We start from the raw sequence: 15,872 nt of genomic DNA on the forward strand, positions 1-15,872 counted from the left end.
GTATAGAAAATTGATCGGCGGTGAATTTATTGAACTGGAATTGGAACAGCATTCGCACAAAATTGATTACCTTTATGATCATGGCCACCATCATTCCGACCACCATCTCCATGATCATCAGCTATGTCATGACCACCAACTCGCTCAAGGAACGGGCCGTTGTTGAAAATATGAACCTTCTCTATCAGGGACGGTTGAATTTGGAGAGCTATTTGGAAGACATGAACCGTAATTCCCTTACGGTTTATTCGGATCCGGATTTTTTCCGCAGCCTTTATTATAGTCATGAGAACATCAATGCCAGCGGCAGGCAGTCCGCCACGCTGCAGTCCATTCAAAAAGCCATCAGCGGCTCCAGACAGGTCTATCTTTATGTCGACGGCAAAAGAGAGGCCACATTGTTCGCCCAGGATATCGCCAGAAAAACAAGTGACGTCAACCTCTATCCCGAAATTCCCGATCTTAGTACCGATACGGTGGTCTTGCAGCCGCCCCATCCCCTGCACACGTATGGCTTTCAGTTAGCTTATCCCTACGAGGCCGATAAACAAGTATTCACGATGTACCGGGTCATAGAACGCGTCCCTTCTACCGAGCGATTAGGCATTCTCGCCATCGATATGGATATGAACTTCCTGAGCCGGATCAGCAATCAGCTGTTCCAGCCCGAACATGAGCAGCTGTATATTACGAATGAAGCCGGTTATATCATGTATGCCGGCCATGACGAGAGGCTTGGACAGCAGCTTCAAACGGAATGGTACGACACCATCAAGCAGTCCGGCAAGAAGGAAGGCCATTTCGAGTATAACAACAAAATCTATCTGTATAACAATATCAAAACATCGATCAGCGACTGGACGATGATTAAGGAGATTCCTTCCTCCTATATTCTGAGCAGCGCGGACAAAGCAGCCTTCGTCAATATTTTGCTGATCGGCGTGTCCCTTATTCTCATCATCGCCGCCACGATCTGGATTTCGGTCTATATCACGGCGCCGATCCGGGAATTGGTGGGCCTTATGAGCCAAGTCAAAAGCGGACGAATGACTGTGGATATCTCCTCTAACCGCAAAGACGAAATCGGAACCCTTCACCGCAGGTTTGGCAGCATGATGGATACGATCAACAACCTCATCTTGCAGGAATACAAGCTGAAGCTGGCGAACCGGACCAACCAGCTCCGGGCGCTGCAGGCTCAGGTGAACCCGCATTTTATGAACAATGCGCTGCAAACCATCGGCACCCTTGCGCTAGAGCATGGCATGAAGAGGATTTACTCCCTGATCTCCGCTCTTGCCCGGATGATGAGATACAGCATGTACAATACGGACAAGCCGGTCACCTTGGCTACGGAGCTCGATCATATCAAGGATTACGCTGAGCTGCAGAAGGAACGATTTGAGAATCAGTTCGACTTCCGTTACGATGTGGATGAGTCGACTTTGCAGGTGTTGATCCCGAAAATGCTGGTTCAGCCGCTGATCGAGAACTTTTTCAAGCATGGCATGAACCCCTTGGCGGAAAACAATTACATCGCGCTAAAAAGTAAGCGCCTGTCGGCCTCCATCGTGCAGATCACGGTTGAGGACAACGGAAACGGAATGCAGGATGAGCCCTTTCAAACTATGCAGGAGCATTTGCTTCGGATGGAAGAGATGGATCTGGAACAGCTTCAGGTTCTTTCCGAAATGGACACGGAAGACAGCAGCGGGATCGGACTTATCAACATCATGACAAGGCTGAGACTGTATTATCGCGGAAAATCCAAGTTCAGCATCGAAAACAACAAGCCGCATGGCTTTCGAGTTGTACTGACTATAAATGTGGAAGGTGAAACGGATGAAGGCATTGATCGTGGATGACGAGTCACGCGTGCGTAAAGCCATACGACTGCTGGTCCAATGGGAGACGCACGGGATTACCGATATTGAGGAAGCCGCCAATGGCCTTGAGGCGATGGAGCTGATTCCGGCGTTCCGACCGAGCCTCGTGCTCATGGATATGCTGATGCCGCTCAAAAACGGCGTGGATCTCATGGAATGGATTCATAAAAATTACCCGGATATCAAATTCATTGTTATCAGCGGGCATGACGACTTCGAATTCGTACGCAACACCATCTGGTACAGCGGCACGGATTATATCCTGAAGCCCATTGAGGAAGCCGTTATCAACCAAGCGGTAGCCAAGGCGACGGCCGCCTGGAAAGCCGAGGAACGGGAGCGCCTTGCGGCGCGGCAGCAGCATGTTCAGGTGAACGAGTACCGGCCGGTCTATTCCGAGAAGCTGTTATCCAGCCTTATCGATGACAAAAGCGCCCATTCCCAGGTGGTCCATCGCCTCAAGGATGAAGGCATCGTACCGGAGCATGCGCAGACGATACGACTGGCCGTCATGCAAATGGACAAGTCAGACCACGCGCTTTATAGCCGCTTTGGCCATCATCAGGATTTGCTCATGTTTGCCCTGCTCAATATTTGCAATGAATTTCTGCAAAAGGACCGGATCGGGATCGCCTTCCGTCACTTTGGTTCACCTCACCAACTGGTTATTTTGCTGTGGGATCAACTTGCCACACTTGCCACGCTGCTACAAGAGATCAATAACGGGATGCACCGCACCTTGTCGCGCCACATGCATTTTGGCGTGAGTCCCGACGGTCAATACCCGGCAGACATTCCGGAATTGTATGCCCGAAGCTCGTCTGCCCTGCATCAGCGCGATTTATTGGTGCTTAATCACTTTATCCATGATACAGAGGAGCAGCGCCGATCGGGTGTTGACCATCATAAAGGCGTGCAATTCAGCGGGTATGAGGATCCCTGGAAGCTCGCCATACTTAGCGGCCAGCCCGCTCCCATAACCGAAGCCGTAGAGTCATTCATCGCAGCTATTCGGAAAAGCGGCGTTCTCACGCCGGAGCTTCTGGAGCGTTGGGACCGCGATATCGAAAGATTCGCCAATCACGTCATTCATGAAACCGCTAACCCGTCGTCTGAGGCTTTGTTGAAATTGTACAAAGAGGAAAGCGCCACCATCGAGCGGCCAAGCCCGGACAAGTATGTGTGCTCGCTGTCCGAGTGGCAGCAGTATTGGATTGAATTAATGAGCCTGCTGGCCTCGGCTGTCCAGTCTCAGAAGCAAACGGGTCAGGACCTGATCCATGACATTACGGCGTTTATCGAGCAAAATTATCAGAACGACGTGTCGCTGTATGATATTGCAAACCGATTTCACGTAAGCCGTGAGTACATTTCGCGCAAATTTAAGCAAAGGCACGGCATTAACATCCCGGAACATCTGAACCGCATCCGCATCTCCAAGGCCAAAATCCTGCTGCAAAATCCGGGCTTGAAAATGGCAGCGATTTCCGAAATGGTCGGCTTCAAGAACGAGAAATATTTCAGTCTTGTCTTTAAGAAGCAAGAGGGCATTTCGCCGAAGGAATTCCGCAAGCTGCATGAGCAGGAAGCGTAGACTGGGCAGCGGTTTGCCGCTAAAGGCAAGCCGCCTGTGTTGGGCATATAAAATAAAGCAGAGAGAGCATGGGAATCCCCTGCTTTCTCTGCTTTTTTATGTGTGCCCTTAGAGCGATTAATGCCTTCGCAGAAACTTCATGCACTCCTTCTACCCCTGCTGCTTCTCCAAGATCATGACTCCGCGTGCCGGCACTTCGCAGGAATCTCGATGCTCCTCTCCTGTCAGCAGGTCAACGTAGGTCTCCCCTGCCAATGGCACGAGTTTGCTCTCCGGCATGTGATTAAGTACAAAGGTGAACTCCACGCCCTCCTTCACGCGTTTTGTCACCTCAACGCCTTCCGGAGCCTTCAGGACGGGCTCAATGCCATGGTCATTGCATATCGTTTGCATCAGGTCCTTCAGGAATTGAGGCTCCGGACTTGTGGCCACATACCAGGCCTTCCCCTGCCCGAAGGAATTCACGGTTAACGATGGCATCCCCTGATAGTAATCGGAGCCGTATTCGGCAACGACTTCCGCTCCTTCAGCATGGATCACGTCGCAAAGAATGCCGCAGTCGTAGGTGCCCTCCAGTTGTCCCTTCCGACCTCGCAGCACCATCTGATTCTGCTGGCCCGGAAGCAGCGCATCAATCTCCTCGGCCCAAACTCCCATCACCTTGCGCAGCTCGCCCGGATAACCGCCCAGCGTCACCAGATCATTCTCGTTCACGATCCCGCTGAAGAAGGTCGTCACAAAGGTTCCGCCTTGCGACACAAAGGCCTCCACGCGCTCTGCAAACCCCTGCTTTGCCATATACATCACAGGTGCGATGACAACGTCATACTTCCGGAAGTCCTCTTCCACGCTGATCATATCGGTCTGAATATGCAGCTGGTGCAGAGCATCATAATATTTATGGACCTCATTCACGTAATTAAGGGCAACGGTCGGACCGCTCGACAGGTCAATGCCCCATCGATTCTCCCAGTCGTAGATGATCGCGACTTTGGCGTCGGAACGGGCATCCAGGATTCGGTCCCCCAGCTGCTGCAGCTCCTTGCCCAGCTCCGCGCACTCGCGGAATACGCGGGTATGTTCATGTCCTACATGTTCAATGACCGCTCCGTGATATTTCTCGCAGGCTCCGATCGAACGGCGCAGCTGGAAGAACATCACCGTATCCGCGCCATGGGCGACCGCTTGGTAGCTCCACAACCGCATAACCCCAGGTCGCTTGGCCGAGTTGTACGGCTGCCAGTTCTGGACGCTTGGCGTCTGCTCCATGAGCATAAAAGGCTGCCCGCCCTTAAGTCCCCGCATCAAGGCATGCGCCATGGCCGTATAGCTATATGGCGTATCCAGAGACGGGTAGTTGTCCCAGGATACAACATCCATCTCTTTGGCCCATTTGAAGTAATCCAGCTCGGGATAGAAGCCCATCAGATTCGTGGTCACCGGAATATCTGGTGTGATTCGCTTCAATTCATCCCGCTCCAGCTTATAGCAGTCCAGCAGGCTGTCCGACTGGAAACGGCGGTAATCCAGGGATATGCCTTGGAAATTGGTCCGATTACCGGACCACTCCTCGCTTAATGCGTTAGGTACGACAATGTCTTCCCAGTCGTAGAAGGTATGTCCCCAGAAGCGGGTATTCCATGCCTTGTTCACGGCATCCAGCATGCCGTAGCGCTGCTCAAGCCAAGTCCGGAATGCCGCGGCGCAATTATCGCAGTAACAGTATCCGCCGTATTCGTTCGATACGTGCCAGATCAGGACGGCAGGATGATCCTTATAACGTTCCGCCAGCTTGCCGGCCATGGCTTTGGCGTATTTACGGTAAGTGGGGCTGTTCGGGCAGGAGTTATGACGACCTCCGAATTTGCGTTTACGTCCCTCGTAGTCGACGCGCAGCACATCCGGGTATTTACGGGCCATCCAGGCCGGATGGGCCCCTGTGCTGGTTGCCAGACAGATATATACCCCGTTCCGGTACAGCCGTTCGATCGTCTCGTCCAGCCAGGCAAAATCGTACGTATCCTCATTCGGCTGACTCAAAGCCCAGGAGAATACATTGACGGTGGCCACATCGATGCCCGCCAGCTTAAACATGCGGTCATCTTCCTTCCACGCTTCTGCATCCCATTGCTCGGGATTATAATCGCCGCCATACCACATTTTGGGTAACTTTTCGTTAATCATTTAGGGTTCAGCTCCTTTAGCTTTTTAATTCCGAATCCAGTTCGCCATCAACAAAGCATTCTACACTGTATGATCAATCGTGTTCGCGGCTGCCTTCGGAAGTCGCTGGCGTGATCAGGTATATCGCTCCGCTGACCGTTTCAAATGAGCCCTGCTCATCCATCGTCACCGCACTTCCGTCTTCCCTTTTAACGGCGAGAGGCACGGAACAGCTAATTCTACAGACTCGGCCATGCGTAGAGATTACGCGCGCAGACGTTAGGATGCCTTCGCTCCATTCCATGTCCACAATAAACCCGCCGCGAGCCTTTAATCCTCTTACGGCTCCTGCTGCCCACGCTTTCGGCAGCGCCGGCAGCAGCTGAATAGTGCCCAAGTGGCTCTGGAGCAGCATTTCCACAAGTCCGGCCGTGCCTCCAAAATTCGCATCGATCTGGAAGGGAGGATGGTCTCCAAGCAGATTAGAATGCATGGAACGGGAAATCAGCGTCCGGACATAATCATACGCCTTGTCCGGCAGCTGTAGCCGGGCAAACAGGTTGATCAGCCATACGCAGCTCCACCCCGTGTGCCCTCCTCCATGGTCGATCCGCGACATCAGCGTACGATAAGCGGCTTCCGCAAGCTGCGGCGTATCCTGAAGGGTAATGTCGGAGCCGGGGTACAGCCCATACAAATGCGATACGTGCCGATGTCCGGGCTCCGCTTCCGGGTAAGGCTCACTCCATTCCATGAGTTTGCCCTCGGCATCAATGGCGTAAGGCAGCAGCCTCGCTGCCGCTGCCCTCCACTCCTCCCGCAGCTCAGCATCCTGGTCCAGCAGCTGTGATGCTTCAATACAATTCTGGAATATATCCCGGATGATGGCCATGTCCATAGTGGAGCCTGCCGACACGCTGCAAGGCAGGCCTTCCGCGGTAAGAAACTGGTTCTCCGGCGATGTCGATGGGCTGGTCACCAGATGCCCTTTCCCGTCTTCAATAAGCCAATCCAGGCAAAACAATGCCGCATCCCTCATCAGCGGATAAGCCGTTTCCCGCAAATATTCGAGATCCGGTTGGAATTGGTAATGCTCCCATAGATGCCGGCACAGCCATGCGCCGCCCATTGGCCAGAAAGCCCACATGGCCCTGCCATCGCTCGGGCTGGCCATTCGCCATAGATCCACGTTATGGTGAGCAACCCATCCACGGGCGCCGTAATGAATCTTCGCCGTCCGGGCACCACTTACACTAAGCTCCCGGATCATCTGGATCAGCGGCTCATGACACTCGCCCAGATGCGTCGTCTCTGCGGGCCAGTAGTTCATCTCAGTATTGATATTCGTTGTATAATCGCTGTTCCATGGCGGCTGTACATGCGGGTTCCATATGCCCTGCAGATGTGCTGGCTGTGTACCTGGCCGAGAGCTGGCAATGAGCAAATACCTTCCGAATTGAAACATCAGCGCCTCGAGAGCAGCATCCTTCCGTCCTTCCCGGTACGCTTCCATCCGCTCATCGGTGGCTAAAGCTTCTATGGAACGTCCATTCTCTGAACGGCCAAGCTGAAGCTCCACGCGTCTGAACAAGGCTTGATGGTCCTGGACATGCCGTGAACGCAATTCTTCAAAACCACGCCGCCTCGCGCCCTGAAGCCTCTCTCTGCATATACCGGACGGATCGGTTCCTCCAGAACCCGGAGCTCGATCGAAGCCTTCAAAATTCGTGGCAGCCGCAATCAGCAGCGTGACGGAGCCAGCGCCGTTGATGCGTATACCGCTGTCATCCACCGTAACCTGCCCGCTATCCGTTAAGGCCAGCAGCCGCATTTCATACCGTATGCCAAGCCCGTCTTCATAGAGCACCGCCCCGGGGTGATCACCTCTGTAATTCTCAGCAATATGGGTGGGAGCGTGTCCATACAACACCAAGGATCCGTCTTCTGCACTGCGGGTATCATGCCGCAGCGGTGAACGAAGCCCGATCTCCAATTGGATGGTTCCGGCGTTCGTGCTCGTATAACGAATAACCGCTACCTGATCAGGCGCACTGATGAATACTTCCCTGCTGAAGCGACCATCGGAGCCGCCGGCTCGAAAGTGAGTAGATGCAATCCCTGTATCCAAATCCAGTTCGCGCCTATAGTCCGTCCAATCATCCCCAATTCCGCTCTGACTGATAACCAAATCTCCTAAAGGCAAAAAGGACTCCGTGTTTCTGCCGACCATCTTGCCCTCAATCAACTGTTCGGCTTCGGTATACTTTCCGAACGCAATCAGCTCTCTTGCCGATGCCAAATGCCGAAGAGCCTCATAATTATTCGTGTCCCGGGGAAATCCGGACCAAAGTGTATCTTCATTCCATTGAATGCGTTCTTCCTGTACGCCCCCGAACACCATGGCGCCAAGACGGCCGTTTCCAATCGGAAGCGCTTCTTCCCACTTGGCCGCGGGCTTCCGATACCACAATGTTGAGGCCTGCTGCTGTACTGAATTCAGTGTAATCCCCCCTTATTCCAATTTGATAAAGGTCTTCTCGAAAAACACCTTAAATCCTTCATCTTAGGTTGTATTTATTCGAATAACTTAAGGCCCGCCGCTAGCAGCAACTGCCTTGAATATCGGCAAAAGGGGCCGCATACAGCCGGCCCCTTCTATTCGCCTCTATCCTAATTATTCCAGAGTTCCACGCGTTCGCGTACCAATTGGGTGTATTCCTGCTCCATCTTCTCGGCGCCGGCATCATTCAGTTCTTTGATGAACTGATCATACAGCGCATCAAACTTCGCCGGATCGGCAAGAATGACTTCCGGAATCCGCTTCCGGGTAATCTCTTCCACCTTTTTATAGGTGATATTGATGTTGGAGTCGCTCGGTACCGGAATGTTGTAAGCAACGCCCCACGGCTTTACTTCAAATTCCTCTTGTTTCGGCCACAGGTCTTTCCACATTTCCGCGCCGTACGCTTTTAGCGTTTCCTTCGCGGATGGCGTATAGTTCTCTATGATCGTCTCCGGGAAATTCGTTGTGTAATAGTTGTCCGTCGAATCCTTCACGCCGTCGCCGTAACGAGGGAACATGGCGTTGTACAAGCCGATTCCTGTTTCCTTGGTGAAGTTGGCGTTGTCATAGGTTTTGCGCTCTTGGACGTCCTCAGGAATAACGCGCTTGCCGTCCACCACGTTGTAATGTTCGCCTTCGATACCCCAATTCATCAAAACTTGCCCTTCTTCGGAAGCCAGATAATCCAGGAACTTGATGATTCGAACCGGATCCTTGGCGGATGTCGTAATGCCTACGCCCCATCCGGCGACGTAACCCGTGTCTTGGAACGTTGCATCCTTCGTCGACTCATCCAGCTGGATCGGGAATCTCGCATAGGTGCGGTTTTCCTTGCCGGAAGTTCTCAGTGCATTCGTTGCATTGCCGAAGCCCCACTCCTGATCAATGACGCCAAGGACGCGGCCGGAGGAAATTTTAGCTTCGTATTGGTCTGTCTTCTGCACGAACGTTTCTTTATCCAACAAGCCCTCGGCGTTCATATGATTCAGCCAGCGGAAGTATTCCTTCTCTTCCGGCCGCTTGTAATGAAGCTTCGCCTCGGTTGTTTCCGGGTCGATATAATACTCGCCGTCATCCGATACGCCTGTCGCGATAAACGCCGGGTTCGTTACCGAGATCATGATTCTCCATCCGTCCGCATTCAACGTCAGCGGAATCGTCGGCTGGCCGTCAATGGTCGGGTGTTTCTCGGCATACTCTTTCAGCGCTTTCTCATAATCCTTCACCGTTTTCAGTTCAGGGTAACCGAGTTCTTTCAGCACTTCATGCTGGATCTGGAACGTGCCGCCGGCATCAAGGGCCTGATGGTCCACCGCTGCAAGTGTCGGGAGGACATAGATGGCCTCATCCTCATTGCTCCATTTCAGACGGCTCATATATTCTCCATACACCTTTTTGATATTCGGCGCATGCTCTTCGATCAGATCTGTCAGATCAATAAACGCTCCGGAATCCACAAACAGATTGGCGTCACCCTTGGCAAATACCAAGTCCGGATATTCCCCGCTCGCCACCATCAGCGGGAGCTTCTGATTGGAGCCGTCCACCGCGTATTCGGCCTGGATCGTAATGCCGGTTTTCTCAGTCAGCTTCTTGCCGACCGCATCCTGCATGTTGGCCCAGTTTGCATTGGAATCCGCGCTGTAATACGTCATGGTCATCGGCTCGAGCTTCTCTTCCTGCTGCGTATCGTTGCCGCCGCTGCCTTCTTCGCCGCCGTTTGCGCTATTGTTGCTGTCGCCGTTACCGCATGCCGCCAGAACGAATGTGGCCATCATCATGATCGCGAGCAGCAGCGACAATCTCTTCTTATGTTTCATTGCTATACCCCCTAAATCGATTTTTAATCATCTATCGTATAACAGGACATGCTGCCTGCTGATACCATACTTGCGCTTAGCTTTTTACGGCTCCAAGCGTCATGCCTTTCACAAAATACCGCTGCAGGAACGGATAGACGAGCAATATGGGAACCGTAACCACAATCGTGATCGCCATTTTGATCGATTCCGGCGACACCTGCTTCACGATTTCGGCCATGTTCTGCCCCGACATCATGCCGCTGGTTTGTCCCTGCGTGCTCTGCAGCACCTTCATCAGCTCGAATTGAAGCGTCGTGAGATGGGGTGCGTTGCCGTTATAGAGATACGTATCGAACCATGAGTTCCACTGCCCGACAGCCAGGAATAAGGCGATGGTAGCCAGTACGGGCTTACAGAGCGGAAGAATGATTTTGTAATAGATCGTGAAATCGTTGGCCCCGTCAAGCTTAGCCGATTCCTGCAGCGAATATGGCAGGCTGTCGATGAAAGACCGGATAACGAATACGTTAAACGCGCTTACCATGCCCGGAATGATGTAGACCAGAAACGAATTCATCATGTTCAGGTCGCGGATCAGAATGAACACTGGAATCATTCCGCCGGAGAAGTACATCGTCAGCGCAAGAAAGGTCGACATGAACTTTCTTCCCTGAAAGTCCACCCTGCTGAGGACGTAGCCCAGCATAGTGCCGCTTAACAAGCCCAAGAATGTTCCTGCCAGCGTACGGAGAATCGTAATTTTGGCCCCTGTAATCAAACCGTCGTATTTGAAGATCTGCACGTAATTCTCAAGCGTAAACTCCCGCGGCCAGAGATAGATCCCCCCGCGTACTGTATCTACGGAATCGTTCAATGATATCGCAAGAACATTCAGGAACGGATACAGAGTAACGATCATGACCAGTGTCATAAAAGTAAAGTTACCAATATCAAACACGCGGTCGGAGAGCGTGGGCTTGAATGCTGTTTTGGTTCGTGCCATGCTGCTTCCCTCCCCTACATAATCGATTGCTTCGTGAATTTTTTGAATACGCCGTTAGCGAGCAGCAACAAGAGGATACTCACAATGGAGTTGAACATCCCGATGGCCGTACCGAATGAGAAACGACCCATCCCAAGGCCATAATTCAACGCATACAGATCCAGCACCTGGGAATAATCCACCACCAGCGGGTTACCCAGCAAGAACTGCTTCTCGAAGCCGATGCTGATCAGATGTCCGATGGACATGATCATTAGAATTGCAATCGTAGGGGCGATGCTTGGCAGCGTAATATGCCATATTTGGCGAAGTCGGCTCGCGCCGTCAACCTTGGCTGCTTCGAATTGCTCCTGATCAATGCCTGAAATCGCTGCCAAATAAATGATTGCGCTCCAGCCCATTTCCTTCCATATATCGGAGCCCGTTACGATGTACCAGAACAGGTTCCCCTGAGCCATGAACTGTATGGGCTGATCAATGAACCCCAGCCACATCAGCAGCTGATTGACAGCGCCTCCATCTGTGGACAGCATTTTGGTCACGATACCGGCAACCACGACCCAGGACACAAAATGCGGCAGATAAGATATCGTCTGTACGGTCCTCTTGAATACGCTTCCACGAAGCTCATTCAACAAGACTGCGAATAGGATCGGAATCGTGAACCCAACGATCAATCCCATGAAACTCATGGCGAGTGTATTCCGCAACACCAGATAAAACTTATCGTCCGCGAAAAGTGCTGCGAAATGGTCCAGGCCCACCCATTTTTGTTCGAATATCCCTTTGCCTGGCTTGTAATTCTGGAATGCCATCAACCAGCCCCACACCGGCAAGTAGCTGAAAATGAATACTATGACGATGAATGGAAGCGACATTCCGTACAGTACTTTCTGCTCTTTGAAAGTGGCCCAAAAGCCTTTCTTTTTCTTTGCGGCAGGTTGGATGCTACCTTCTGTCTTTGTTACCGCTTTCAAACCAACCCCTCCTCTCTTGTATATCCTGATGATAAACCAAGCTGGGGCAGGGAAGTACCCGAAGGATTGGCTTAAAAATCATATAAAAATTAGACATTAACGGTGGGTGGAAAAATGCGAAAGACCTTTATGCCGCTCCGTGTCCGGATCGTATCTCCGATCGCTGTTAAATCCGGGAAACTTCGGATGGTAGGGTAAGGTTGTTTCCCGGCTTTAAAGGCGACCGCTGTCGCTTCTCCGATACGATTCCGGCCCCTCCGCTCTATGCTTCGCAGCATTTGAATTCCCCGATAATGCCTTGGGAAGGAAAGGGGGAAAACAAAAAGACGCGTACCTTAGTCGCGTCTAAAGGGCACGATATGAAAGTATTTATGTTTAGTCTGGTTGTAAGTGAGAATGTGGCGACTGATTACAAGTCCAGCTCCTTACGGAAATTGGATGGAGAGGTACCGACGTATTTTTTAAACTTGCTATGAAAATAGTCGACATTCGTATACCCGACCTTCTCCGCAACCTGATACACCTTCATGCCCTGCTTCAAAAAATCCTTGGCTTTGTCGATCCGGACCTTATCGAGATACGTATTGAAGTATTCTCCGGTTGTATTTTTGAACATCTTCCCCAAGTAGGCGCTGTTGTAATTAAATACGGAGGCCAGTGTTTCCAGTTTAAGATTCTCATTGTAATTACGCTGAATCAGATCCATGATCCGCTTCATCTCCTGATCCCGTCCGCCATTGCCCGCCTGCCAGATCAGCTCCTCCAGGAATTGGGACGAATGGCGGCACAAATCATAGGCTGTGCGCTGGCGGAATATCGCCGCAATCCGATCCGAGTATTCCTTCGTGCGGGACTGCAGCACGGTATGATGCTGCATCAGCTTGTTGTGGACCCCGGTCAGAAGCTCCACGAAGGCGCTTTTCATCCTTTCCTCCGTATAATCTTCATTCACCATGGCATACGCTGCAGCATGCAGCAGCTTCCGCTGCACCTCCACATTACCCACATCTACGGCGTAATAGAGCTGTTCCATCAGCTGCTCCGGATCATGGGGCTGCCGTTCTTCATCCGTTATGCTGCCGGCAAACCGCTCGGATTCAGGGAATAACAACTCGCCGGGAGCATAGAAGAAGCGTTCGCGAATCCGTTCCTTGGCACAACGGTACGAATCCGCCACATCTTCCAAACGGTGGACCTGACGGCCCAAAGAGGCCGTTATCGCCGTGCCAGCCCGACTTGCGGCTTCCTCCACCATATGCAGCAATTCTTTACGCCCACCTGCCGTCAAGACCGGCGTGTGCATTAGGACGCCGAGCTGTCCATGCATGGAAAAGACCGCGCCGTGGCCGTTCTCTTCAAAAGCTTCGATCAGCTGGTTTTTCAACCGATCATCGGCCCCCTCAACGGATTCATCGTAGCCGTTATGATGAACAAGCAGCACTTGGTAGTGGTTCCATAACAGTCCTGATCGCTCGGCCATCTTCCGCAAAGCTGCCGGATCGGGATTGCCCTCCGGGTTGAACCATGTCTGAATGAACTGCTCGCGGCTCATATCCGAGGCTGCCCTATTCAGTGCCTTCCTCTCCTGTTCCTGCTCGATGGCTTCTTTAATCTGCAGCAAATACATGCTCAACTCGTCCTCATCCACCGGTTTCAAAAGGTATCCGTCCACGCGGTGGGACATCGCCCGCTTGGCATAATCAAAATCGGCATATCCGCTCAGGATGAGCAGATGAATCTCGGAATCCAGGCTTCGGATGGCTTCGATCAGCTGCAATCCGTCCATTCCCGGCATTCGGATATCAATCAACATCAAATCCGGGTTGTACATCCCGTGCTTCTCCAACGCTTCGCTTCCGTTCGCTGCGGTTCCAACAACCTGGTACCCAAGCTCGGTCCATGGCACAATGCTCTTCAGCCCTTCGCGCAGCTTGGGTTCGTCATCCACGATTAATACTTTCATCATCGCTCTCTCCTCCTGTCGGGATACTGAATTCGATACGTGTTCCTATGCCCGGCTCGCTGTAAATGATCAGACCTGCATCAGGGCCGTAGGTAAGCTGCAGACGGACATGAACATTCCGGAGCCCGATCCGTCCTCCGTCCTTCTCATCGGTATCGTTCAAATAACCGTAGATCATCTGCAATCTCTCCAGGGTTATGCCCGCCCCATTATCCTCGGTAATCACGAGCAATTTCCCTTCACTTGCCGAGACCCTCACCCTGATGAAAGTGCCCTCTTCTTTGTGATCCATCCCATGTATGACCGCATTTTCCACAAGCGGCTGTATGATCAGCGGCGGGATTCTTACCCGATCGGCTTCGGAATCCACCAGAAGTTCATATTTCAGACGATCCTCATAGCGGAACTTCTGAATATCCAGATAACACTGCACCATTTCGATCTCGTCTTTTATCGTTGTTTTTCCGCTGCCGATCTCAAGATTGCTTCGCATCATTTTACCGAGCAGCCGCACAATCCGGGCGATTTCGTCCTCACCCTTGAGATGTGCTTCCATGCGAATAGACTCTAAGGCATTAAACAAAAAGTGCGGATTGATCTGACTGGCCATCATTTTGAATTTAATTTCGTTCTGCTTCTGTTCCATTAACCTTTTCTGTTCATTGGACTCCTGCACTTCGTTCATCAGGTCGTTAATGTTACCCACCATGGAGTTGAATTGGCGGGATAACTGACCGATCTCATCCTTGCCGTCAATTTGCATGGCAACGCCGAGGTTACCGGTACCTAACTTCGTAATATGCTTGCTGAGACGCAGCAGCCGGTTAGAGATCAATGAAGAGAAGCTATAGATCAGAAGAACGGCCAGCAGCAGGCTGATGATGATGACCGACATCGCCAGCTTGCTGATCCGATTGGCGTCCGCCACGATGCTATCAATTGAAAATATGGAAATAATGCGCAGGCCGTTAACCCCGGATTCCGTATTTAACGGTTCAATCAGTACCTTGGAGGCTTCGTCATGGATAACCGATTCATAGCTTCCGCTCGCATTGTATACAACCCCGCTGGTATCTTGAATCTCGGCTAGCGTTTTCCCGTACAGCTCCGGACGGTTAGCGGCGACAATATTGTTCTTGCTGTCCACAATAATGGTATCAAACGTTTCCTGGCTGAGGATCGTGTTCAGCATACCCGTATTGACATTGATCACAAGCACGCCACGATTGTCTTTGCTTCCAAGATCAACCCCCTTGATTAAGCTGAGGTATACCTTCTGATCGCGTTCATCCATAATATAATCCCAGTAAATGACGCCGATATCATCCTCGGCTCGCTGATACCATTCCGTTCTCTTGATCTCCTCCTCGGGATAAAGAAACTCCCAATTGTTCAGCATGGTGGAGTTCTCGCTATAGAAACGGATATTCGATATTTCCTTGTACATCCGTATCGCCTGCTGTAAATCAGGATACTCCCTGTAAGCCACGAATACGTCGTATACGCTTTCATATTGCCGGCTGGCAAGATTTCTCAGACGCTCGTCGTAGGATAGCCGATAGGATAAATCGTCTGCCACGTTGATGACTTCGGTTGACCGTTTCTTGACCCGGTCCACGTTCTGGTAAGCTTGCTCCAACGCATTGTTGAAAGCAAATTTGCGGAGCTCGCCCGTAAGGAATATCCCCACGATGGCTACCGGTACAAAGACCACGACAACAAAAGACAATATCAATTTGTTGCGGATTTTCATGTCATTCACAAGTTGAATGAAATAGGATAACATCGGACCGTCTTCGCTCCTGTCCTTTAATCTTCGGCAAGCCCTTTAAAAGAAAACGGTTACAACCATTCGTGAATAAACCTGCCGCAGGCCTATTATATCAGCACAGCCGTCCTTTCACGGCCAGCTAAAATATGG

General features: G+C 51.6%; 9 protein-coding genes. 2 read left to right on the forward strand and 7 right to left on the reverse strand.

The genetic code is table 11. The features are described 5' to 3' along the window. Nucleotides 1-20 precede the first annotated feature (20 nt). Entirely contained in the window at nucleotides 21-1,865 is a 1,845-nt protein-coding gene (locus tag AK95_RS09155; protein ID WP_235613069.1) for a cache domain-containing sensor histidine kinase, read from the forward strand. Further along, on the forward strand, nucleotides 1,843-3,480 hold the full coding sequence (locus AK95_RS09160; protein WP_071219667.1) for a response regulator transcription factor: 1,638 nt from the start codon (nucleotides 1,843-1,845) through the stop codon (nucleotides 3,478-3,480). The genes AK95_RS09155 and AK95_RS09160 overlap by 23 nt, the downstream gene beginning before the upstream one ends. Nucleotides 3,481-3,630: 150 nt before the next feature. Here the strand turns inward: AK95_RS09160 and AK95_RS09165 are convergent, their stop codons facing one another. The 7 genes from AK95_RS09165 to AK95_RS09200 form a co-directional block, all read right to left on the reverse strand. Then, nucleotides 3,631-5,664: a beta-galactosidase gene (locus AK95_RS09165; protein WP_071219668.1), complete on the reverse strand. Its 2,034-nt coding sequence runs from the start codon at nucleotides 5,662-5,664 to the stop codon at nucleotides 3,631-3,633. A 73-nt stretch (nucleotides 5,665-5,737) separates the two neighbouring features. Continuing rightward, entirely contained in the window at nucleotides 5,738-8,113 is a 2,376-nt protein-coding gene (locus AK95_RS09170; protein WP_235613070.1) for a glycoside hydrolase family 95 protein, read from the reverse strand. Nucleotides 8,114-8,313: 200 nt separating this feature from the next. Then, nucleotides 8,314-10,026, reverse strand: coding sequence for an ABC transporter substrate-binding protein (locus tag AK95_RS09175; RefSeq protein ID WP_071219670.1), 1,713 nt, complete (start codon nucleotides 10,024-10,026; stop codon nucleotides 8,314-8,316). 76 nt (nucleotides 10,027-10,102) lie between these two features. Then, nucleotides 10,103-11,011: a carbohydrate ABC transporter permease gene (locus AK95_RS09180; protein WP_071219671.1), complete on the reverse strand. Its 909-nt coding sequence runs from the start codon at nucleotides 11,009-11,011 to the stop codon at nucleotides 10,103-10,105. 14 nt (nucleotides 11,012-11,025) lie between these two features. After that, entirely contained in the window at nucleotides 11,026-11,988 is a 963-nt protein-coding gene (locus AK95_RS09185; RefSeq protein ID WP_071219672.1) for an ABC transporter permease, read from the reverse strand. A gap of 409 nt (nucleotides 11,989-12,397) precedes the next feature. Beyond that, nucleotides 12,398-13,954 carry a response regulator transcription factor gene (locus tag AK95_RS09195; protein ID WP_071219675.1) on the reverse strand — a complete coding sequence of 519 codons (1,557 nt, stop codon included), beginning with the start codon at nucleotides 13,952-13,954 and terminating at the stop codon, nucleotides 12,398-12,400. Then, nucleotides 13,929-15,737, reverse strand: coding sequence for a sensor histidine kinase (locus tag AK95_RS09200; protein ID WP_071219676.1), 1,809 nt, complete (start codon nucleotides 15,735-15,737; stop codon nucleotides 13,929-13,931). The genes AK95_RS09195 and AK95_RS09200 overlap by 26 nt, the downstream gene beginning before the upstream one ends. Nucleotides 15,738-15,872: the final 135 nt, after the last annotated feature.

Origin of the sequence: Paenibacillus sp. LC231, from assembly GCF_001860525.1 — a bacterium.
Classification (GTDB): Bacteria; Bacillota; Bacilli; order Paenibacillales; family Paenibacillaceae; genus Paenibacillus_AQ.

Excerpts from the sequence above, each read along its gene's own strand:
- AK95_RS09160 (WP_071219667.1), top strand. The coding sequence starts at position 1,843 with ATGAAGGCATTGATCGTGGATGACGAGTCACGCGTGCGTAAAGCCATA.
- AK95_RS09200 (WP_071219676.1), bottom strand. The coding sequence starts at position 15,737 with ATGTTATCCTATTTCATTCAACTTGTGAATGACATGAAAATCCGCAAC.
- AK95_RS09165 (WP_071219668.1), bottom strand. The coding sequence starts at position 5,664 with ATGATTAACGAAAAGTTACCCAAAATGTGGTATGGCGGCGATTATAAT.
- AK95_RS09180 (WP_071219671.1), bottom strand. The coding sequence starts at position 11,011 with ATGGCACGAACCAAAACAGCATTCAAGCCCACGCTCTCCGACCGCGTG.
- AK95_RS09175 (WP_071219670.1), bottom strand. The coding sequence starts at position 10,026 with ATGAAACATAAGAAGAGATTGTCGCTGCTGCTCGCGATCATGATGATG.
- AK95_RS09195 (WP_071219675.1), bottom strand. The coding sequence starts at position 13,954 with ATGATGAAAGTATTAATCGTGGATGACGAACCCAAGCTGCGCGAAGGG.